Below are 20,839 nucleotides of genomic sequence, written 5' to 3' on the forward strand. Positions count from 1 at the left end.
TAAAAGGAAGGACGAATGAACAGCGTAATGCGAAATTTGGGTTTAAGTGCGTTAGCCGTTGCGGTATTGACGAGTTGCGCCGCCACCTCAACTGAAACGGCGACTCCCGCGACCACACCACAGGCATATCAAGTCCCTTTAGCTCTGCCTCCCCAAGTTTCACAATCCCTTACGCTGAACCAAATTATGGCGAACCCCGATTGGATGGGGATTTTCGCCAAGGAAGCCTACTGGAGCGATGACAGTCAGAGTGTTTTCTTTGCCCGTCAACCCAGCGCGTCGCCGCTACGGAATTACTATCAGCAGGGTATTAATGACAGCCGCGCCGTTGAACTGGCCATCGATAAACTACACGCGGCGGACCAACAATTTGGTGTGTTAGACAGTGCTAAGGCCAACAAGGCCTATCTCTATCAAGGCAATATTTTTGTTAAGCATTTAAGCTCAGGCAAAATCACCCAGCTTACCCGCCAGCGCACGGCGATCAGTGGCCTGCGTTACCTCAACAATGGCGATATCGCCTATTGGCAAGGGGATAATGTTTTCCAAATCCATCAAGACAGTGGATTAGTGGAGCAGTTGGCTGAAATCAAAATGGCGAAAGCGCCCGAGGGCGTGAAAGAGCCGAGCAGCTACTTAGCCAAGCAGCAGCACAGACTCATTCAATATGTTGCTCTGCAGCAAGAAAATGCCAAAGCCAAAGAACAGTTTAAGAACGAGCTGCAAAAGAGCGATCCGACCCTCGCCGCCAACACTTGGTATCTCGGTGATGCCGAGGTGGTGTCTGAGCTGAGTCTGTCGCCAGACGGTCGCTATCTGTTTGTGGCCTTAACCGATAAAAACTACACCGGCAGCAGTGAACACGACATCATGCCAAACTACCTCGGTAGCGAAGGCTATATCGACCCTGTACCAGTCCGCGCCCGTGTTGCAGAAGATACGCCTCCGGGACAACGCTTTGTGGTGCTCGATCTCAATGAGCATAAACAGATCGATGTGACTATCGAAGGCTTAACAGGCTTCGATGAGGACGTTTTAGCTAAGGTGAAGACTGAAAACGCCAAGGCAAAAGGTGAGTCGTATCAAAGCACTAAGGCTCCCCGTAAAATCCAGCTGATGCAGGATTGGGGCTGGACTCAAAGTGCGATTCAATGGCATGAGTCTGAGGACAAGCTGGCGGTGATGGTCGAAGCGACCGATAACAAAGATCGCTGGATTGCCAGTGTCGATCTGGCAAAGGGCAAGTTTATCACCGAGCACCGCCTCCATGATGATGCTTGGGTGAACTACGACTATAACCAATTTGGTTGGTTACCTGGAACAGACGCCCTGTATTATCTCTCTGAAGAAACAGGCTATTCCCAGCTTTATATCAAGGCCCGTGGCGAAAAGCCCCGCGCCTTGACTCAAGGTAAGTTTGTGGTGAGCGATATTACTCTATCGCCCGATGCAAACTACATCTACTACAAGGCTAACCAAAGCCACCCTGGCATTTACAATGTTCATCGTGTGAATATCGCTTCGGGCAAAAATGAGCAATTAACCCAGTGGGACGGTAACTTAGATTACAGTTTAAGCCCCGATGGCACTAAGCTGCTGCTGAATGCGTCTCGCCGTACAGAGCCGAATGAGCTGTATGTTCAGCCGATTGGCGGTGAGTTAAAACAGCTCACGTCATACACCAGCGATGCCTTTAAGCAATATCCATGGCAAGCGCCTGAAGTGGTTGCAGTTCCTTCAAACCATGGCGCTGGCCAAGTGTATGCGCGGGTTTATTTGCCGCAGGGTTACGACAAATCCCGCGCCGAGAAATACCCCGCCGTTATCTTCAACCATGGTGCGGGCTACTTACAGAATGCCGATTATGGTTTCAGTGGTTACTTCCGTGAGTTTATGTTCCACAACCTACTGACTCAACAAGGTTATGTGGTGATGGACATGGATTACCGTGGTTCTAAAGGCTATGGCCGCGACTGGCGCACGGCGATTTATCGCAACATGGGTCACCCTGAAGTTGAAGACTTAAAAGACGGTGTAACTTGGATGGGCCAAAATGCCAACGTGGATATTAAGCGAGTTGGTACTTATGGCGGTTCTTACGGTGGCTTCTTAACCTTTATGTCCTTGTTTACTGAGCCGGAATTATTCCAAGCTGGTGCGGCATTGCGCCCTGTGGCGGATTGGGCACATTACAACGCGCCATACACCTCCAACATTTTAAACACACCGGATGTTGACCCTATCGCCTACGAGCGTAGCTCGCCTATCGAGCATGCCCAAGGTCTGACTAAGCCGCTACTGATCATGAGTGGCGTGATGGATGACAACGTGTTCTTCCAAGATAGCGTGCGCATGGTGCAGCATCTTATCGAGCTGGAAAAACCTATGTTCGAAACGGCTATTTATCCGGTTGAGCCCCATGGTTTCCGTCAGCCATCGAGCTGGTTGGACGAATATCGCCGTATTTATAAGCTGTTTGAACAAGAGCTTAAGTAAATCTCGCGACAATATGAAGGCCTCAATATGAGGCCTTTTTGTTGTGTGAATTTCAGCGTCTGTGAATCCAATCTGGACTGTTAAATAGTAAGCGGTTTGCTTATTGCCAAGATTTAACCTATATGCTGAAATTGTCATGTTTTTAACGATTTTAGCGTATGCGCGCCACTTAGCACGGGCGAGATAGGAAAGATAAACTGTGGCGATATCGGTAGCGGGCGGCGTTAGACCCGGCAAAATTATAGAGATAGAACATAGGCTCTATCAGCAACTTATTCTCGGTAAGCAAAAGGCCGGTCCTACCTTATTGGATGATTTAGACCGAGAGCTTGAAGCCGATGCCAATAAGCTCGATGTCGAGCGAGAGGCGATTCTGTCGCGGCTACTCAAACAAATTCAGGCCCGTGAAGTCTTTGAGGCCATCTCAAATCAACTCACCGAAACAGTCAATAATGCCATTGAGCATCAACTGGCATCCCCAGAGTTAGTGCTGGCTAAGTCGGAGATTAACGAGTCACAGATCCTGTTGCTCGAGCTATTGCTGGCCAAAAACCTAGATGCGACGCGGTTAAGACCTTTAATCAGTAATTTGAGCTGGTTATGCCGCGATTTAACCAATATGGTCAATAGCCCGGCATTTCGGGCACGGCGCCCGCAAAGTTCAGATGTGCGCGTCACTGATATCAAATTAGTGATGAATTACATTGGCATCGAAAACCTGCGCACCATTATTCCTTATTTTTGCCTACGTAATTGGCTGCCCAGTGGCAACGCTAAGTTACTCTGGACCACCCGCAAGCTGTGGCGCTATAGCATCGTCAGTGGAATAGCAGCGAATGCGTTAGCACAGCTTCATAATACTGACTCAGCCTTAGTTTATAGTGGTGCATTAATGAATCAGTTAGGCACCTCGGTTGTGCTTAGCTTGAGCGCGCGTTTATTTGATAAAACTTGGGGCAATTGGATCCGCGAGGCCAGCTCGAGTCGCGATAAAGAAGTGTATGATGCGGTGATTGCCACTGAGTTTCCGGCCAAGGCGGTATTTGAGCAAGTGCTGGCTCACGGGCACAAACTCAATTGGCAGCTATTGGAGTTACTGAAGTTTGAGCATAGCCCCTTAACCCTGTTGTTAAAGGAACTAGACCAAACCTTAACTTACCGCGAACTCTCTATGCCAGCTGCCATAGTGGCACGGGCGAATTGTTATGCTAAGGTGCTGTTGCTCGAGGAGATGCGCCAAATCGAGCCGCAGGAAAAACGCTTAATGTTCGATTATTACGAGCTGAGCGAACAGGAAGTGCTGCGCCTAAAAGCACAGAATTATCGGAAGTTGGATCTGCTGTGATCTGCACGCCGTTCCCATCGGTGTCCTATTGCGGCACTGATGTGGAGGACGGGAAATGCCAAGCTGGCAAGCATCTGTATTAAATACTATTTTATCTTATGTGGCACGGCCATCCATCAGCCGTGGCAAGGCTAAACTCCCCCTTAATCAAGTACGGCAACGCTTATTAGAGCTGGATAAGCGCTGGCTGCCGTGGCCCGAAAAACTCGTTACGGCCTCGATTCCCTTGCAACATTCTACCCTGTTGCATTATGTGCTGCTGAATGACACACCGCGTTTGGGCAATCTGTTTTACATTCGAGGCGGCGGATTTTGTTTTAAAACTCCCCATGCCCACGCAAGACTGGTGGCCGATATCAGTGAGCGTTGTCGCCTCGATACGTTTATCCCAGATTATCGTTTAGCGCCGGAGCATCCGTATCCCGCGCCCTGTGACGATGTGCTCGAGGCTTACCTGCACTTAATTGAGTTGAAAGGCAGCGATAATCTGGTGTTGATGGGCGATTCCGCCGGCGGCAATTTAGCCTTGAGTCTGCTGCTCGAACTGAAAAAGCGCCATCTGCCCATGCCTAAAGCCTGTGTGTTGTTGTCACCCGCGCTTGATTTAGCCATTACCGGCGATACCGAGCTGATTTTAGGGGCGGACGATCCGTTCTTTACCATTGAGTCGCTTTTGCGGCTGCGCGGCGCTTATCTTGCTGGGGCGGATCCTATGTCTGAACGGGTTTCGCCTTTGCAGGGGAACTTGGCTGACTTGCCGCCACTCTTAGTGATTGCCGGTACGCGCGAGTTGCTTTTACAGGACTCAGAACGACTGGTTATGCAAATTAAGGCCTGTGGTGGTGTGGTAGAATCGCGTTTTTATCACAACATGCCCCATGTTTTTCCCCTGTTCCATCTGTTGCCAGAAGCGATTGAGGCGAGGGAACAAATTGCAGATTTTGTGCTTTCACAGCTGATTCGTTAAAATTGTGTAGTTATTCATATTCAGTGAATAGCTAGCAAAAATAGGGGTAAATAACTTTTTTTCTGACTAAATATGCTAAAGGCCTCTGGTGTAAACGCTTGTATAGTTCTTAAACTACAATCTTTATGCACTTTGACCCAAAGCATGGCGAATGTTGTTTGTGAAAAACTGGTATTTTGATCACAATTTCGCTAATAATGGCTATTAATAGACACAAGCATACCCTGTATCACTAACTCAAGATAAAGATACGTTGGGGACTCAGACGGCTCCCGAGGCCGTTACATTTAAACAAAGGATGAAGAAGAATGAGCGTTGATATGAAGTTGAATCGTGCCCAGTTTGATGCGGTTATGGTGCCTAACTATGCGCCTGCTGCCGTAATCCCTGTACGTGGCGAAGGAAGTCGAGTATGGGATCAAGAGGGTAACGAATTTATCGATTTTGCCGGCGGTATCGCGGTAAATTGCTTAGGTCACTGTCATCCCGCCTTAGTAAATGCCTTAAAAACGCAAGGCGAAAAATTATGGCACCTGTCTAACGTGATGACCAACGAGCCAGCGCTTGAGCTTGCAACTAAGTTGGTTAACAGCACGTTTGCTGAGCGTGTGTATTTTGCTAACTCTGGTGCCGAAGCCAACGAAGCGGCACTGAAATTAGCTCGTCGTTACGCCTTAGAAAAATTCGGCGTAGAGAAAGATGAAATCATCGCCTTCGATAAAGCCTTCCACGGTCGTACTTTCTTCACCGTGAGCGTTGGCGGTCAAGCGGCTTATTCAGATGGTTTTGGTCCAAAACCACAAAGCATCACCCACTTACCTTATAACGATGTTGCGGCATTAGAAGCGGCCGTGTCGGATAAAACCTGCGCCATTATGCTTGAGCCACTGCAGGGTGAGGGCGGTATTATCGATGCCGATCCTGCATTCTTAAAAGCGGTTCGCGAACTGGCCAACAAGCACAACGCACTAGTGATTTTCGACGAAGTACAAACTGGTGTTGGCCGTACTGGTGAACTCTACGCTTACATGGGTACCGACATAGTGCCGGATATCCTGACCACGGCTAAAGCGCTGGGCGGCGGTTTCCCGATCGCAGCTATGCTGACGACCGCTGAAATTGCTGAGCACCTGAAAGTGGGTACTCACGGTTCAACCTACGGTGGTAACCCATTAGCTTGTGCTATCGGTAACGCGGTATTAGACGTGGTTAACACACCAGAAGTCTTGAACGGTGTGAAACATCGCGAGCAGTTATTACGCGATGGTCTGAACAAAATTAATGAAAAATATCATGTTTTCTCTGAAATTCGCGGTAAAGGCTTGCTGTTAGGGGCGGTTCTAAACGAACAGTACCAAGGTCGTTCACGTGACTTTTTAGTAGCGTCTGTTGCAGAAGGCTTAATGAGCCTGATGGCGGGTGCTAACGTGGTACGTTTTGCTCCTTCACTGGTGATCCCTGAGGCAGATATTGCAGAAGGCCTAGCACGTTTTGAGCGTGCTGTGGCGAGCATCGCTGCTGCCTAAGCGACCAAAGGAGTGCTGAATCTTATTCGCACTCCTTTTTTGTCAGGGAATACTTGCGTGCATCCATCCTGTCTTTTTCAAGATAGGCGCCTTGTTGCACAGCAAGCTTAAGTGAGGAGACACTAAGATGTTAATCATACGTCCTATTCAGGCAGGCGATTTTGAATCTCTATATCAAATCGCCGAAGAATCTGGCCATGGCTTTACCTCATTGCCAGTCAATGCCGATTTGCTTAGGCATAAAATTGCCCGTGCAGAAGCCTCATTCGTTAAGGTGATTGATAAGCCCTTCGATGAAGGCTATTTGATGGTGCTCGAGGATACCGCGACCCGCGAAGTGGTCGGTACCTGTGCCATTGAAGCCGCCGTGGGTATGGAAGATGCCTTCTACCACTACCGCCTCGGGACCGAGGTCTATCATTCTGAGCAAATCGAAGTTCGCAACGAGGTGGAAACCTTAACCCTGTGCCACGATTACACTGGCGCCGCCGAGCTTTGTACCCTGTTTTTGCGTGAAGGTTATCGCAAAGGGAACAATGGCCGGATGTTGTCCCGCAGCCGTTTTCTGTTTTTGGCGCAGCACGCTAAACGCTTTGGTGAGACAGTGATTGCCGAAATGCGTGGCGTGAGCGATTCCGATGGCAATTCTCCCTTCTACTGCTGGTTGCAGAAAAACTTCTTAGGCATTGATTTTATTCAGGCAGATTACCTGTCGGGTCTTGGCAAAAAAGCCTTTATGGCGGAGATGATGCCCCGCAACCCAGTGTATGTTTGCTTGCTGCCCGAAGAAGCGCAAAAAGTAATTGGCGAAGTGCACACCAATACGCGCCCTGCCTTGAGTCTGTTGCAGGCGGAAGGCTTTAGATGCCGTGGTTATGTGGATATTTTCGATGGGGGTCCAACGGTGGAGTGCCGTCTCACGGATATCCGCGCCGTGCGAGAGAGCCGTCTGCTGACCGTAGATATTGGTGAAATGCCTGAATCCGATAAGCAATTTATTGTCTCTAACACTCAATTAGCCAATTACCGTGCGACCTCCGCTTGTCTTGCTGTCGATGACAAAACTGAGCAGGTGGTAATTAGTCCAGAACTCGCCGAGGGTTTGTTACTCGCAAAAGGCGATCAAATCCGTATTTTGGCAATGTAGGAATAGCAAATGACACATTTTATTAAAGGCCAGTGGCAAGCTGGCAAGGGTCATGATGTGACCTCTAGCAACCCAGCAAATAGCGAAATCATTTGGCGCGGCCAAACGGCGACGGCTGAGCAAGTCAACGCCGCCGTCGATGCCGCCCGTGAAGCTCAGTTCGATTGGTTTATGTTAGGTTTTGATGGGCGTTTAAAGATAGTCGAAGCCTATCGCAGCCAACTCGAAGCGAACAAAGCTGAATTAGCCGAAACGATCGCTCAGGAAACCGGTAAACCTCAATGGGAAACGGCGACAGAAGTCGCTGCCATGATTGGTAAGATTGGCCTGTCGGCAACGGCTTATAACAAGCGTACTGGCACAGAGGCCAATGATACGCCAGCAGGGCGCGCGGTACTGCGCCATAAGCCTCACGGTGTGGTTGCTGTGTTTGGGCCTTACAATTTCCCAGGGCATTTACCCAATGGTCATATAGTGCCAGCGCTGCTCGCGGGCAATACCGTGGTGTTTAAGCCCTCTGAATTGACGCCTAAAGTGGCCGAGTTGATGGTCTCTCTGTGGGAAAAGGCGGGTCTGCCTGCGGGTGTTATCAACTTAGTGCAAGGTGAAGTCGACACGGGTAAGGCGCTGGCGTCGCACCCACAACTCGACGGCCTGTTCTTTACCGGTAGTTCTCGCACTGGTCATCTGTTGCACCAGCAATATGCGGGTCATCCGGGTAAGATCCTCGCCTTAGAAATGGGCGGTAATAACCCGCTGATTATTAAAGGCGTCGCCGATATTAAAGCGGCTGTGCACGATATTCTGCAATCGGCCTATATTTCATCTGGCCAGCGTTGTACCTGTGCACGTAGGCTCTATGTTGAGCAAGGTGAGCAGGGCGATGCCTTAGTCGCCAAGCTAGTTGAAGCGGTGAAGCAGATTAAAGTCGGTCCTTGGAACGCGCAGCCACAGCCATTTATGGGTTCAATGATTTCCGAAGCCGCGGCGAAAGGCATGGTCGCAGCGCAGGCTAACCTGCAGAACTTAGGCGGCGTGTCACTGGTTGAACTCTCCCACCTGCAAGCGGGAACGGGCTTAGTCTCACCCGGACTTATCGATGTGACTGCGGTGGGCGAGTTACCCGATGAGGAATACTTCGGACCACTGCTGCAATTAGTACGCTACAGCGATTTTGACCAAGCGATTAAGCTGGCTAACCAAACCCGTTATGGTTTATCCGCGGGTATCTTGGCCGATAGCCGTGATGATTATGAGTATTTCCTCGCCCGCATTCGTGCTGGTATTGTGAATTGGAACAAGCAGATCACCGGAGCTTCTGGCGCAGCGCCTTTTGGCGGCGTAGGGGCTTCGGGTAATCACAGGGCAAGTGCATTTTATGCCGCCGACTACTGTGCTTATCCCGTTGCCTCCGTTGAGGCGGATGCGGTGAGTTTACCCGCAAGCCTAAGCCCAGGGTTAAGTTTAGAGTGACATCATTGAGGAAGAACCTAGGTTCTTCCTTTTTCATCACAAGCAGTAACGTTACTTGGGCTGCTACTGAGCGCCGTTGTGCAGCAAGTGGCTAGGGTCGTTACATTGAGTGCGAGCGGCAAAACAATACGCACTATAGTCGCAGCACAATAAAAGGAGTTTTTATGCACACAGATATCAATGCGTTATTTGCCGCTCTCTGGCAAGACTATATTCAAATGACCCCATCTGCGGCCAAGGTGCACGAGCTACTCGGACACGGCAAGCCAATTATCAACGACCATATCGCCCTGCGTACTTTTAACATCGCTAAGGTGAATTTAGCCGTATTGGCCGAACACTTTACCTCTTTAGGTTATGTGGCTTGTGGTGATTATAAGTTTGAACAGAAAAAACTGGTGGCTAAGCATTTTGAGCACCCAGATGCGACTCAGCCAAAGGTGTTTATTTCTGAGTTATTGGTGGAAGAGTTTAGCCCATCATTGCAAAGCACTATCCAAGGTTTGATTGCTCAAGTGGATGAAGAGGCGACTAAAGCAGATAACTTTATCTATTCGGGTCGCCATTGGTCACTGGATGCTAAGACCTATGAGACGCTGCTCGAAGAGAGCGAATATGCGGCTTGGGTAGCGGCCTTTGGCTATCGTGCGAACCATTTCACTGTCTCTATCAATCACCTCGAGGGCTTCGAGACATTAGAGTCTGTGAATGATGCGCTTAAGCAAGCGGGCTTTGTGCTGAATAGTGCAGGTGGCGAGATCAAAGGTTCGCCAGAGGTGTTATTGGAACAATCATCGACCATGGCTGATAAAATCGCAGTGGCATTTAGCGATGCAACGGTTGAGATCCCAAGCTGCTTCTATGAATTTGCCCTGCGTTATCCCAAGGCGAATGGCGAGCTGTACACTGGGTTCGTGGCTGCATCAGCCGATAAGATTTTTGAGAGCACCAACGCGAAAAAGGGCTAATGAATTAAGGTAGTTGTTGAGTCATCTTAAACAAAAACGCCATCGATAGATGGCGTTTTTATTGGTGGCACTAGAGCAACACTCAGAGCAAATAGTTAGCTCAATACTTGTTCGCTAAGCACTCTTAGCTAAGCACTCGTTAGCTAAAGACCAGTTCAATACTGAGGCCTGATAAGTGGCTGCTGTGCTTAAACTTAAGCTCAATGCCATATTGCTCGGCAATTTCTTTCACTATCGATAACCCTAGGCCATGGCCCATAACTGATTCATCGAGGCGCGTGCCTCTTTGGGTGAGTTTATCGAGTTCGTCATCGGCAACCCCTGGACCATCATCATCTATACTGAGGCAGAGCTTGTTTTGTTCCTTCCACAGTTTTACCGTGACTTGGCTGCCCGCCCATTTAAAGGCGTTATCGAGCAGATTCCCTAAGAGCTCCATACCATCTTCCCTATGGATGGGCAGGCGCTGGATACTAGGGTCAAGCTCAAAGTCGCAGTCGATGCTTTTGCTTCTATGCACTTTGTTGAGGGTATTGGCGAGGCTGTGAAGATCCCTCGGTACCACTAACTGGGCGGCAGGTAACATATCGCCGGTGATCCGCGCCGCCGCAAGTTTACGCTCGACCATTTTATGGATAGCGTCGAGCTGTTGTTGCAGCGCCATGGCGGTATCGGGATCTTTCAGCCCCAAGGCTTCAACCTGTTGCTGCATCACCGCCAATGGGGTTTTTAGCCCATGGCTTAAGTTGCCTAAGTTATTGCGACTGCGCTCAATTTGCTTGGCGGTGTATTCCAATAACTCATTGTAGGTCTTAGCCAGCGGTTGCACTTCGGGCGGAATGTTATTCAGCTCTAAGGCGTTAATCTCGCCCTCCTGTAGACGGGAGAGTGCATGTTGGATCTGTTTTACCGGTTTAAAGGATTGACGCAGGATCAAGAATATCCCCGCGATCATAGCCACCAACATGGCGAGGTTAATCCCAAGCTTAGTGCCATAGACCTCACTAAACACGCGTCGGCCGATACTCAAATCCTGCGCTACCGTTAGGGTTGCGGTGACATTGGCGCTGCTGGAGTTTAGCCCTAGGGATAATAGCTGCATATCATTGTTTTTCGGCCCTTTTGCCTGCCAGACGCGGGTCTGGTTTGGCGCTAAAGGTTCGATATCGAGCTGCATGTCCCACAGGGAGCGGGAGCGGATCACTTCATTAGGCAGGTTGAGCTGGAAATAACGCCCCGAATAGGCCGGGCGATAGAAGCTCGACAGTTGGCTCTGATCGATATGGATCTCCCCATTGTTGATATGGGTCGCCAACATGATGTGCTCAAGATCTTCTTCTAAGCGGTTGATAATGGAGTCGTGAAACGCTTGGCGCAGCATGGACTCAAACAATATGAGTCCAATCACTGTGCCTAACACTAATAAGCCCGTTAACCATAAACTGAGCTTAGTGCGAATGGAGATCATGCAGTCAGGCCGTGGAAGATATAACCTTGGCCGCGGCGGGTTTCAATCGCGGTTTTGCCGAGTTTTTTACGCAGGTGAGTCACGTAAACTTCAACCACGTTACTCTCTTTCTCATCGTCAAACTGATAGAGCTTGTCCGTCAGTTGTGCCTTAGATAACAGCTTCTTAGGCGACATGAGGAAGATTTTTAACAGCCTGAACTCCATGGCGGTCAACTCATATAAATGCTCACCAACGCTTACTGTCTGCTCGGCCTCGTCTAAGGTGACACCGCCATAGCTCAACTGTTTACTCGGATTATTTAATCGGCCGTGCGCGCGGTGAATAAGCGCCTGGATACGCGCGAGTAATTCCTGTGCATGGAAGGGTTTACCCAAATAATCATCGGCGCCGGCATTAAAGCCTTCGACCTTTTCATGCCATTGGCTGCGAGCCGTCAGCATAATAACCGGTGTGCTAATGCCTTGATTACGCCAACCTTCGAGTAATTCCAGTCCATTGCCGTCGGGGAGGCCAATATCTAAGATCACGCAGTCATATTGGGTTTCTTTAACGAGGTAATCGGCTTCAAGTGCTTTGTCAGTAATATCGGTAACGTAGCCAGCCTGTTTGAGTTGTTTCTCCAGTTCGGAGACCAACATCGGATTATCTTCAACGAGTAGCAGTTTCATGTTTTCGACATTCGCTCGGTAGTGCGGTGGAGTGTTCGAGTTGACCATTGGTGGCATCAATACTCAGATTCACTATTTGGCCGCGTTGCACTTTGATTTGTAAATCATAGCGCCATTTATGATCTTCTTGATAGAGATGGGCGTCAATTAGTTCGCCTTGGCAAAATTGATTCACCACGGCAAGGGTGCCATTGAGGGATAAAATTTGCCCGGAATTGACTAAAGCCTTGGCTTGATAATGTTCTAATTCAATCGGTTCGGCGTGAATTATTGTTGGATGCACCAGCGTAAACAGACTGAAAAAACAGATAAAAAACAGCCGTTTCATTTATGCTCCCCAATAAAAAATGGCCTAGATTTTATGCTAGGCCACTTTAATGAAACAGGCTTAAATCAAGCTGAAGTCTATCTTAACGGGTACCATATACCACGATGGTTTTACCGTGTGCTTGGATCAAATTTTGCTCTTCAAGCATCTTTAAGATACGACCGACAGTTTCGCGGGAGCAACCGACGATCTGACCAATTTCTTGGCGAGTGATCTTAATTTGCATGCCGTCTGGGTGAGTCATGGCATCGGGTTGTTTAGCTAAGTGCAACAATGTCTGGGCAATACGGCCAGCCACATCGAGGAACGCTAAATTACCCACTTTCTGGCTAGTGCTTTGTAGGCGGTATGCCATTTGAGCCGATAGCTTCATCAGAATTTCGGGGTTAACTTGAATTAATTGCTTGAACTTCTTGTAAGAGATTTCAGCAATTTCACATGCTTGTTTCGCACGAACCCAAGCAGTACGTTCAGCTTGTTCTTCGAACAATCCTAACTCACCGATAAAGTCGCCTTGATTAAGATAAGAAAGGATCATCTCCTTACCTTCTTCATCTTTAATCAATACCGCTACAGAACCTTTTACGATGTAATAAAGGGTATCTGAGTCTTCACCAGCATGGATCAAGGTGCTTTTAGCGGGATACTTGTGAATGTGACAGTGTGATAAAAACCATTCCAAAGTTGGGTCTGGTTTTGGCTTACCAATCAGAGCCATGTCGATGTTCCTCGATTGATTAAAACGAAAGTAAGAATATTCTAAATAAGCATTTTACGTCAATTACACTCATAAAAACTTGATACACCTCTTAGTTTAGAATGAGTGAATAAATGCAATTAACCACCTAAAATTAGAGCTTATTTTGCTACTTTAGTGATATTAGTCAACTAAATCGGTGCCAAACTCACTGGATTCACTTAACTCTGTAGAGTTAATCACATCTTATAAAGGCTTTTAAGGTTTTTTGCGAAGAAAATAACCTCAATTGCGACTAATGAATCAAAGGAATGGGATAATTGCTGCCCCTTAAGGGTTATTTCTATTTAATATAGGTTCGATTACGCCGATTTAGGCTCGACTTATGGGAATAATTCAGGCTAACTTGAGGGCGCGGTTGTTTTTCGTAAAGAGGTTACCAGGTGAAATACAGACAATGGGTTTTAGGCGCCGGATTCACTTTATCCCTAGGGATGAGTGCTGCCGCGCACGCATTTTCTATTCCACAGCCAGCCAATGAAGTTGCGGCAAGTAAATTTGTGCACATTCAAGTGCAGGCCGAGCAGGGCGATGCCGACGCACAATTTTTACTGGGGCTGATGTTTCTCTCTGGACGTTATGTACAGCAAGAAGTGCCGACCGGATTGCATTGGATGACCCTTGCCGCCGAGCAGCAACACGAAAAGGCGCAGCAAACCTTAGCGGATCTCTCCTTTGAGGGGCAGCTAGTAAAGCGTGACTTAGCCGTGGCCGAACGTTGGTATAAGGATATGGGCGAGCGTGGTAATCGCTGGGCGCAGTTCCGTTTAGGCTTTATTTATGCCTCGGGTGGCGATGGCATTGCGCGTAACTGTGGTAAAGCCGTGGAGCAATTTACCCGCGTGGGGGATGATGTTGCCCTTGGCAATGTGGCGTGGATTTTAGCGACTTGCCCCGAAGCCGAATATCGCGATGGTAATAAAGCGCTCGAATTATCCTTGCAGCTGCTGAAAGTGAACGAGAACGATCCCACCAACCTCGATAACTTGGCGGCCGCCTATGCCGAAGTCGGTGATTTTGGCGCCGCGGTATCGACCCAGCAAAAAGCGATAGCTGCCTTAAAGATGACGGCCGAAGCCACTAAGACTGACGAGTTTCAGCAGCGCCTGCACAGCTATGAGCAAAAGCGCGCTTACCGTGAGACCTTGCGTTTACTCGATTAACCTCGTCTGTGGTTGCTTGTCTTGTTATCAGCCCGAGCCATGCTCGGGCTGATTGTTTTTTAAGGATTATTTTTACTGATTACTTCTAGTGCATCGTTTATTCGCGTTAGCGGATTGGGCTTATGCGAGCGGCCAAGAATGTAAGATTTGATATTCCACACAGCGTCTGCCACTGGCGGAAAGATATAAGTGCAGCTCCTCGGGTGCGAGCGTGAGTTCAAGCATCGAAGCTTGGATGACGTTCTGCTGGACCAACTCCTTAAGCGTTCGCTCACTCGCCAAGATGCCTGACGGCTTTGCCTTTCTAAACAAGCTGATATGGGGCCGAAACGGATGCTCACTCAGGTGCAATTGTAACTGTTGGGCTAAATCCTGTGCCTGAGATGCTAAGAGGGCTAACTCAGGACTAATGCTATCGCCCTTTAAACAACAGATCTGCGCCTTAGGCCACACGGCGATGTTATCCAGCGTGACACTGAATTTCGGTTTAGCCAGCTTATCGACACCGTCGAGTAACTGCGCCACTTGAGTCGGATTGGCGAGTCCTAAAAACGCGAGGGTTAAGTGTAAATTGCTTTGGATGACGGGTTTAGCATGTGGCGCTAAATGTGGCGCCAAGCTTTGCTGCAATTGCAGCAGTTGTTGCCGCTGTATGCTTGTGGGGGCAAACCCAAGGAAGAGTCGTTGTAACACCTGTTTATCTCCATCAGCTGCTCAAATGCCAAACTTAAGCTATGCTTTTGTTTGGTAATACAGACATTTCTGCGGTAGTCCCCATGATGGACTTCGATGACTTGAGTTTATCCGAGGTCAGCGTAGAAATAATACCTTAAATGGAATTGTAGGTAAGGAAATCCCTTTTCATGTCAGATGGTTTAGCAAATCCACTCCAACAGGCATTAGTGACGATTTTTAGCGAAACGCCGCTAGAAACCCTAGAGCAAAATGTTGATCAAGCCCTAGAGGCCATCACGCTGCAGTTGCATTGTGATGGCGTATTTGTGCTGACGGGCAGTTTAGCCCTAGACCATCTGCGTACCCGTAATCTGTACTTAAAACCGCAATTTAGCCAGGGCCAACAGGCACGGGTCTGGCCGCTTGCGCGTATGCCGTTTTTTCGCTCCTTAGTGAGAACCCCCACACTGCTGAATCTTCCCGATGTCGATACCTTGCCCGCAGAGGCTCAAGCGGAGCGGGCGTTACTTCGTGATTGGAACGTTAAAAGCCTATTGGTGTTACCGCCAGTGGTGTTTGGCGAAACCCGTATCGCCCTTGGCGCAGTCAATTGCTCGGAATGCTGTGAATGGAGTGCGGAGTTTATTCGGGAGTTTCAACATGCCGCCGTGATGATTGGCTCGGCGATGGAACTGACCCGTATTGCCCACGATATGTTGGCCAGTGAGCACAAATATCGCGAAGTTTTTAATCAATTGCCTTTAGCCTGCGCCCTGCTCGATAAACAGAATCAACTGACCATGCTGAACAAAGTCGCGTTGCAAACCCTGCCGGTGCAGCATGGATACGATTTATTTAGCATGGTGCGCGAAGAGGAGCATGCCATGCTCACCGACACGCTGCACATGGTGCGCGAAGGCGTATTGGGGCAAGCCTGGTGTGAGTTACCCTTAAAATCTAACCTGCAGTTGGATTGGCTGAGGCTGAGCTTTAGCCAAATTCACGGCAATAAAGACACCCTAGTGATGATTGCCGAGGATGTTAGTGAAAAATATCGCCTCGCCGATGAGCTGTCCTTCCATGCCAATTATGATGCTTTGACTGGCTTACCGAATCGGTTGCATTTTGAGGCCTTACTCGAAAATCTGCTGCAAACCAAAGATGAGATGCCCACCTGCGTTGCCTTTATCGATGTCGATCAGTTTCAGGTGATCAACAATGTGAGCGGCCATCAGGCCGGTGATAAATTACTGTGCCAGCTTGCATTACGTCTCAAGCAATTGGTGCGTAAGGGCGATATTGTCGCGCGTTTGGGCGGCGATGAGTTTGGGATTTTAATGCATTATTGCAATGTGGATTCGGCGCAGCATATCGCTAAGCGGATTTGTACTCAGTTAGCAACTCACGAATTTATCTGGGAAAACCGCTGCCACAATGTCAGCGTCAGTATGGGGATAGCTAAGTTCGATAGGTCGGCCTCTGATATTTATACCGTGATGAGCCATGCTGATGCGGCCTGTCGTCTCGCCAAGGATAAGGGCCGCAATGGCTGGCACTTGTACAGTGCCAAAGATCCTAAAATGACCCGCCTCTATACCGAGATGATGGCCTCGGTCGATATCGTCAGCGCTCTCGCGCTAAATCAATTTGAGCTGTATTTCCAAAGCATTGCCCCGTTAAGTCGCGAAGAATCCGGCCTGCATTTAGAGGTGCTACTGCGGATGGTGCAGGCCAATGGCACTATTGTTTCGCCGGCGATCTTTCTCCCTGCGGCGGAGCGTTATAACTTGGCGGCTAAGGTCGACCTGTGGGTGATCGATAATCTGCTGAAGTGGGGCAGTAGCCATTTGGATATTTGGCAACAGCTGGAGTTGGTCTCGGTCAATCTGTCGGCGACCTCGTTAGGTGACAGCGAGTTTATGAATTGGCTCGAAATGCGCCTGATGACTGAACCTGAGCTGGTGGATAAGCTCTGCATTGAGATCACCGAAACCGCCGCGGTGAGCCAATTAGATCAGGCCACTAAATTGATTGAAGTGCTGAGGCCATTAAACTGCCAACTCGCGTTGGATGATTTTGGCGCGGGATTTTCAAGCTTTGCCTACCTTAAACGCTTGAACGTGGATTATGTCAAAATCGACGGCCAGTTTGTGATTAATCTCTGCGAAGACGAGGCTGACCAAGCCATCATCAAAGCCATTTGTCAGTTAGGACAAGATATGGGCTTCGATGTGGTGGCGGAGTTTGTTGAATCCACCGAAATTGCCACTAAGTTAAAAAGCCTAGGCGTGGATTATGCCCAAGGTTATGCCATCAACAAGCCTATGCCGTTACTGACCTTAACCTCTGGCTTGGCCGAACCTTGGCTACGCTAACTTAGGTTATCTTGCGCTGAGTTTTCGCAAATCTGCAATTCTTAACGGCTAAGCGACTCATTTACCACTATTTATCTAATTGTGATCCCTCGCCATTTGGGCTGCGACAGATTGTCGCGCCCAGCCGAGTTTTGATTGCGCTTCCCTATCCAGTAACAACAATACCCCCACAAAAATCATTAAAAACAATATGTAGGGGAATATCGTGCAGTATCAACCTATCAAATTAGCCGTTATTTTAGCGGGTGTGCTGGGCACCGCTGTACCTCAATTAGGCTGGTCTTCTGAGGCGAGCGATTGTGGTGAAGATAAAAAATGTAATGATTATCTGCGGGTATCTGGCGATGTGATGCGTCAGCCTGTTCATCTAGTGAGCGATCCTAAACAGAACCGTTTGCCATTGCCTGCCTATGATGGCTCGGGATTTTTACGTTCTATCCCCGGATTTAACATCACCCGCAAGGGCGGCTCCGGTGGCGATCCCATGTTTCGGGGGCTGGGCGGCTCGCGCTTAAACATAGTCGATGATGGTCAGCATGTGTATGGCGCGAGCAGTGGTTTTGGTACCTTGGCACTCAATGCTTCTTGGTCATATAACAAGGATTTATCCTTAATTTTGGGTGTCGAAAACCTGTTTGATACCGCCTATGCCGAGCATGTGAGTAAGGCGGGTACGGGGAACGATCTGCCTGGCAGTGAGGCCATGTTTAGGGTCAACGAGCCGGGCCGTAATCTCTGGGCTAAGTTGACCTATCAGTTCTAACTCGGCTTATTTGTACTATTGGCGCCCCGAGAGTCTTGCTGTCGGGGCGATGTTATTTTTAAGGCAAGCCAATGCCAAACTGCGACGTATCAAAGCTAAGGCCGCGGGAGGGACACTGCCTAAGGCCTATGTTAAACTTCCCCATCATTTTTCCCTGTTGATACTGTTGCATTGAACAATCTACCCATTCATTCCTTATTGCCATCCCTGCGCGATGCCTTTGCGAAACATGCGCAAGTGATCCTCGAAGCGCCAACGGGTGCGGGTAAATCGACCGCATTGCCCTTAGCCATGCTGGATTGGCCTGAGATTTCTGGGCGGATTTTAATGCTGGAACCCAGGCGTGTGGCTGCCCGTAGCGTGGCGCAATTTATTGCCAGTTGTCGGCAGCAGGCGGTAGGGCAAGAGGTAGGTTATCGCGTGCGCGGCGAGTCAAAGGTCAGTGGTGAAACTCGACTTGAGATTGTCACCGAAGGGATTTTAACTCGCATGATCCAGCAAGATCCTGAATTAACAGGCATCGAGATGATCATTTTCGACGAGATCCACGAGCGGCATTTGACCACAGATCTCGGTTTAGCCTTGGCGCTCGAAGTGCAAAGCTCGCTGCGGGATGACTTAAAAATCCTCGCCATGTCGGCAACCTTATCTGGCCTGACATTGGCCGAGTTGATGCCCGATGCCGCCCTGCTACAGAGTGAAGGGCGCAGTTTCCCGGTCGACATTCGATATCGTCCCGTTGCTGGGCAGCAGCATTGGCTCGATCATCTGAGCCGCGTTGTGCTCGATGCCGCGATATCCGTAGGCGATAAGGGGCCACAGGATATTTTAGTGTTTTTGCCCGGTAAAGCCGAAATCCTCCGAGTGGCGCAGTATCTAGAAGAGCGCCTCGATAGCAGTCACGTGGCGGTGTGCCCACTCTATGGCGAGCTATCGGCGCAGGAACAGGACAGGGCGATAAAGGCCGACAGCAGCAGGCGCAAAATTGTGCTCTCCACCAACGTGGCCGAGTCGAGCTTGACCATCGAGGGCATTGGCCTTGTTATCGACAGCGGTTATAAACGCCAAGCCAGTTTTAATCCTAAAACTGGGGTGACACGTTTAAGCCTTAAGCGCATCAGCCAAGCCTCGGCAACCCAGCGTGCTGGCCGTGCGGGGCGTTTGGCGGCGGGCGAGTGTATCCGTTTATGGGGCCAAGAGGAGCATCAGCGTCTGCTCAAGGCCGATGAACCCGAAATTAGCCAAGCCGACTTAGTCGCCATGGCCCATGACTGTGCCTACTGGGGCGCGAAATCCTTCAGCGACTTACTGTTATTGACTGCACCGCCCACGGTAAATGAGGCATTAGCTTGGCAACTGCTTCAGCGTTTAGGCATGGTCGATGAACACAACAAGCTGACTGCGCATGGCAAAGCGGCCTATGAGCTGGGGTGTCATCCGCGCCTCGCACATATGTTATTGGTGGCTAAATCTCGCGATGAACATCAACTGGCGGCCTTAGCCTGTTTACTGGCGGGGATTTTAGAGGCGCGGGGATTGCCACGCAAAGGCGCCGATATCATGAATTATTTGCACTTTGCCACCCAAGGCAGTGCGGGGCAGCAAGCCAAACAATGGCTTAAAAAGCTGGCGCTAGATAAGCAATTTACTCAGGCCGATTTAGTGGCCATCGCCTCCCATGCCCATCATCAGGATGCCGGTTTGCTGTTGGCGCTGGCTTATCCTGACCGGATTGCCAAATCCCGTGGCGTTGAGGGGTATCAATTGGCCAATGGAACGGGCGTGGTGCTTAGCGCCGAAGATGCCTTAGCGCAAACGCCTTGGTTGGTGGTGGCAGATTATCAAGAAACCGAAGGCAAGAATGCCGGGCGGATTTATCTCGCCAGTCCATTATTGCCAAGTCTGTTCGATGAGGAGTTGGCCGAGTTGGTGGAGCGTTATGACCAATGCGGCTGGGATGAAGCTAAAGGCCGCGCTGTGGCCGAGCGCCAAACCAAAGTCGGGCAGATTTTACTGAAATCAGAGGCTATTGCTAATCCGAATCGCGGCCAAATTGTGGCGGCATTACTGAGTTACATTCGCCAGCAGGGGTTACAAATCCTCAATTGGCACGATAACTTAGCGCAGTTTCAGGCTCGATTACAGTTAGCGCGCGATTTAGATCCGAATGCCGATTGGCCGGATATGAGCGACACCGCGCTGCTGGCAAACCTTGAAACATGGCTGGCGCCCTACCTTGAAAATGTGAATAATCTGCCGCAATTACAAAAACTCGATTGCTTTAGTTTGCTGGTAAACCAATTAACTTGGTCACAGCAACAGGCACTCGATGCGCTGCTGCCCACCTCATGGCCGTTAGCCACGGGCACCTTCGCGCCGATATTGTACGATGCCTCGGGGCGAGCCTTGCTGCGGGTACGTTTGCAGGAAACCTTTGGCATGGCAGACAGCCCGCTACTGGCTCAAGGTAAGCTTAAGGTGACGATGGAATTGCTGTCACCGGCGCAGCGCCCCTTGGCTCTAACAGCGGATCTCGCCAGTTTTTGGCAAGGGCCCTATGTGGAAGTGAAAAAAGAAATGCGTGGGCGTTATCCTAAACACCTGTGGCCGGACGACCCTGCCAATACGCAGCCCACAAAATTTACCAAGAAGAAAACCTTAGGTTTATCTCAGTCATAGCCTTTAGACTGCTTTGATTTACAACCTTGTGTTGTGCC

Annotated in this window: 15 protein-coding genes and 1 pseudogene; 11 read left to right on the forward strand and 5 right to left on the reverse strand. The window is 49.5% G+C overall.

All coding sequences use genetic code 11. The features are described 5' to 3' along the window. Positions 1-15 precede the first annotated feature (15 nt). The 7 genes from SHEWANA3_RS03205 to SHEWANA3_RS03235 all read left to right on the forward strand — a co-directional run bounded on the left by SHEWANA3_RS03205 (position 16) and on the right by SHEWANA3_RS03235 (position 9,922). Complete coding sequence (locus SHEWANA3_RS03205) at positions 16-2,496, forward strand: prolyl oligopeptidase family serine peptidase (protein WP_011715798.1); 2,481 nt, start codon at positions 16-18, stop codon at positions 2,494-2,496. Positions 2,497-2,695: 199 nt separating this feature from the next. After that, entirely contained in the window at positions 2,696-3,841 is a 1,146-nt protein-coding gene (locus SHEWANA3_RS03210; RefSeq protein ID WP_011621409.1) for an HDOD domain-containing protein, read from the forward strand. 55 nt (positions 3,842-3,896) lie between these two features. Continuing rightward, positions 3,897-4,808 (forward strand): alpha/beta hydrolase, encoded by a 912-nt coding sequence (locus SHEWANA3_RS03215; RefSeq protein ID WP_011715799.1) that lies wholly within the window; start codon positions 3,897-3,899, stop codon positions 4,806-4,808. A gap of 308 nt (positions 4,809-5,116) precedes the next feature. Continuing rightward, the gene (locus SHEWANA3_RS03220; RefSeq protein ID WP_011621411.1) at positions 5,117-6,334 is read left to right on the forward strand and encodes an aspartate aminotransferase family protein; all 1,218 of its coding nucleotides are present in this window, start codon (positions 5,117-5,119) and stop codon (positions 6,332-6,334) included. Positions 6,335-6,461: 127 nt separating this feature from the next. Further along, positions 6,462-7,481, forward strand: coding sequence for an arginine N-succinyltransferase (gene astA, locus SHEWANA3_RS03225; RefSeq protein WP_011621412.1), 1,020 nt, complete (start codon positions 6,462-6,464; stop codon positions 7,479-7,481). Between the two features lie 9 nt (positions 7,482-7,490). Next, positions 7,491-8,954 (forward strand): succinylglutamate-semialdehyde dehydrogenase, encoded by a 1,464-nt coding sequence (astD, locus tag SHEWANA3_RS03230; RefSeq protein ID WP_011715800.1) that lies wholly within the window; start codon positions 7,491-7,493, stop codon positions 8,952-8,954. 164 nt (positions 8,955-9,118) lie between these two features. Beyond that, positions 9,119-9,922, forward strand: a complete 804-nt coding sequence (locus SHEWANA3_RS03235) for a DUF1338 domain-containing protein (RefSeq protein WP_011715801.1) — start codon at positions 9,119-9,121, stop codon at positions 9,920-9,922. A 139-nt stretch (positions 9,923-10,061) separates the two neighbouring features. Here SHEWANA3_RS03235 and SHEWANA3_RS03240 read toward each other — a convergent pair whose 3' ends face one another. The 4 genes from SHEWANA3_RS03240 to crp all read right to left on the reverse strand — a co-directional run bounded on the left by SHEWANA3_RS03240 (position 10,062) and on the right by crp (position 13,107). After that, complete coding sequence (locus tag SHEWANA3_RS03240) at positions 10,062-11,390, reverse strand: ATP-binding protein (RefSeq protein ID WP_011715802.1); 1,329 nt, start codon at positions 11,388-11,390, stop codon at positions 10,062-10,064. Further along, the gene (locus tag SHEWANA3_RS03245; protein WP_011715803.1) at positions 11,387-12,061 is read right to left on the reverse strand and encodes a response regulator transcription factor; all 675 of its coding nucleotides are present in this window, start codon (positions 12,059-12,061) and stop codon (positions 11,387-11,389) included. The genes SHEWANA3_RS03240 and SHEWANA3_RS03245 overlap by 4 nt, the downstream gene beginning before the upstream one ends. Next, positions 12,042-12,389, reverse strand: coding sequence for a hypothetical protein (locus SHEWANA3_RS03250; RefSeq protein WP_011621417.1), 348 nt, complete (start codon positions 12,387-12,389; stop codon positions 12,042-12,044). The genes SHEWANA3_RS03245 and SHEWANA3_RS03250 overlap by 20 nt, the downstream gene beginning before the upstream one ends. A gap of 82 nt (positions 12,390-12,471) precedes the next feature. Then, positions 12,472-13,107 carry a cAMP-activated global transcriptional regulator CRP gene (crp, locus tag SHEWANA3_RS03255; protein WP_011070954.1) on the reverse strand — a complete coding sequence of 212 codons (636 nt, stop codon included), beginning with the start codon at positions 13,105-13,107 and terminating at the stop codon, positions 12,472-12,474. 422 nt (positions 13,108-13,529) lie between these two features. Between crp and SHEWANA3_RS03260 the strand changes: the two genes are divergently transcribed. After that, positions 13,530-14,309 carry a tetratricopeptide repeat protein gene (locus SHEWANA3_RS03260; protein WP_011715804.1) on the forward strand — a complete coding sequence of 260 codons (780 nt, stop codon included), beginning with the start codon at positions 13,530-13,532 and terminating at the stop codon, positions 14,307-14,309. A gap of 120 nt (positions 14,310-14,429) precedes the next feature. Here SHEWANA3_RS03260 and thpR read toward each other — a convergent pair whose 3' ends face one another. Next, positions 14,430-15,002 carry an RNA 2',3'-cyclic phosphodiesterase gene (gene thpR / locus SHEWANA3_RS03265; protein ID WP_011715805.1) on the reverse strand — a complete coding sequence of 191 codons (573 nt, stop codon included), beginning with the start codon at positions 15,000-15,002 and terminating at the stop codon, positions 14,430-14,432. Positions 15,003-15,172: 170 nt separating this feature from the next. On the opposite strand from thpR, the gene SHEWANA3_RS03270 reads away from it, so the two are divergent. From SHEWANA3_RS03270 to hrpB, 3 genes and pseudogenes are all read left to right on the forward strand, one after another. Continuing rightward, positions 15,173-17,359 (forward strand): EAL domain-containing protein, encoded by a 2,187-nt coding sequence (locus tag SHEWANA3_RS03270; protein WP_011715806.1) that lies wholly within the window; start codon positions 15,173-15,175, stop codon positions 17,357-17,359. A gap of 205 nt (positions 17,360-17,564) precedes the next feature. After that, a pseudogene (locus SHEWANA3_RS23945) lies at positions 17,565-17,909 on the forward strand (TonB-dependent copper receptor); the annotation flags it as partial. 384 nt (positions 17,910-18,293) lie between these two features. Then, positions 18,294-20,801 carry an ATP-dependent helicase HrpB gene (gene hrpB / locus SHEWANA3_RS03280; RefSeq protein WP_011715808.1) on the forward strand — a complete coding sequence of 836 codons (2,508 nt, stop codon included), beginning with the start codon at positions 18,294-18,296 and terminating at the stop codon, positions 20,799-20,801. The last annotated feature ends 38 nt before the right edge of the window (positions 20,802-20,839 follow it).

Source organism: Shewanella sp. ANA-3 (assembly GCF_000203935.1).
Taxonomy (GTDB): domain Bacteria; phylum Pseudomonadota; class Gammaproteobacteria; order Enterobacterales; family Shewanellaceae; genus Shewanella.

What these genes read in the sequence shown, in the direction of transcription:
- SHEWANA3_RS03205 (WP_011715798.1), top strand. Translation starts at nt 16, where the DNA reads ATGAACAGCGTAATGCGAAATTTGGGTTTAAGTGCGTTAGCCGTTGCG.
- SHEWANA3_RS03215 (WP_011715799.1), top strand. Translation starts at nt 3,897, where the DNA reads ATGCCAAGCTGGCAAGCATCTGTATTAAATACTATTTTATCTTATGTG.
- SHEWANA3_RS03220 (WP_011621411.1), top strand. Translation starts at nt 5,117, where the DNA reads ATGAGCGTTGATATGAAGTTGAATCGTGCCCAGTTTGATGCGGTTATG.
- astA (WP_011621412.1), top strand. Translation starts at nt 6,462, where the DNA reads ATGTTAATCATACGTCCTATTCAGGCAGGCGATTTTGAATCTCTATAT.
- astD (WP_011715800.1), top strand. Translation starts at nt 7,491, where the DNA reads ATGACACATTTTATTAAAGGCCAGTGGCAAGCTGGCAAGGGTCATGAT.
- SHEWANA3_RS03235 (WP_011715801.1), top strand. Translation starts at nt 9,119, where the DNA reads ATGCACACAGATATCAATGCGTTATTTGCCGCTCTCTGGCAAGACTAT.
- SHEWANA3_RS03240 (WP_011715802.1), bottom strand. Translation starts at nt 11,390, where the DNA reads ATGATCTCCATTCGCACTAAGCTCAGTTTATGGTTAACGGGCTTATTA.
- SHEWANA3_RS03245 (WP_011715803.1), bottom strand. Translation starts at nt 12,061, where the DNA reads ATGAAACTGCTACTCGTTGAAGATAATCCGATGTTGGTCTCCGAACTG.
- SHEWANA3_RS03250 (WP_011621417.1), bottom strand. Translation starts at nt 12,389, where the DNA reads ATGAAACGGCTGTTTTTTATCTGTTTTTTCAGTCTGTTTACGCTGGTG.
- crp (WP_011070954.1), bottom strand. Translation starts at nt 13,107, where the DNA reads ATGGCTCTGATTGGTAAGCCAAAACCAGACCCAACTTTGGAATGGTTT.
- SHEWANA3_RS03270 (WP_011715806.1), top strand. Translation starts at nt 15,173, where the DNA reads ATGTCAGATGGTTTAGCAAATCCACTCCAACAGGCATTAGTGACGATT.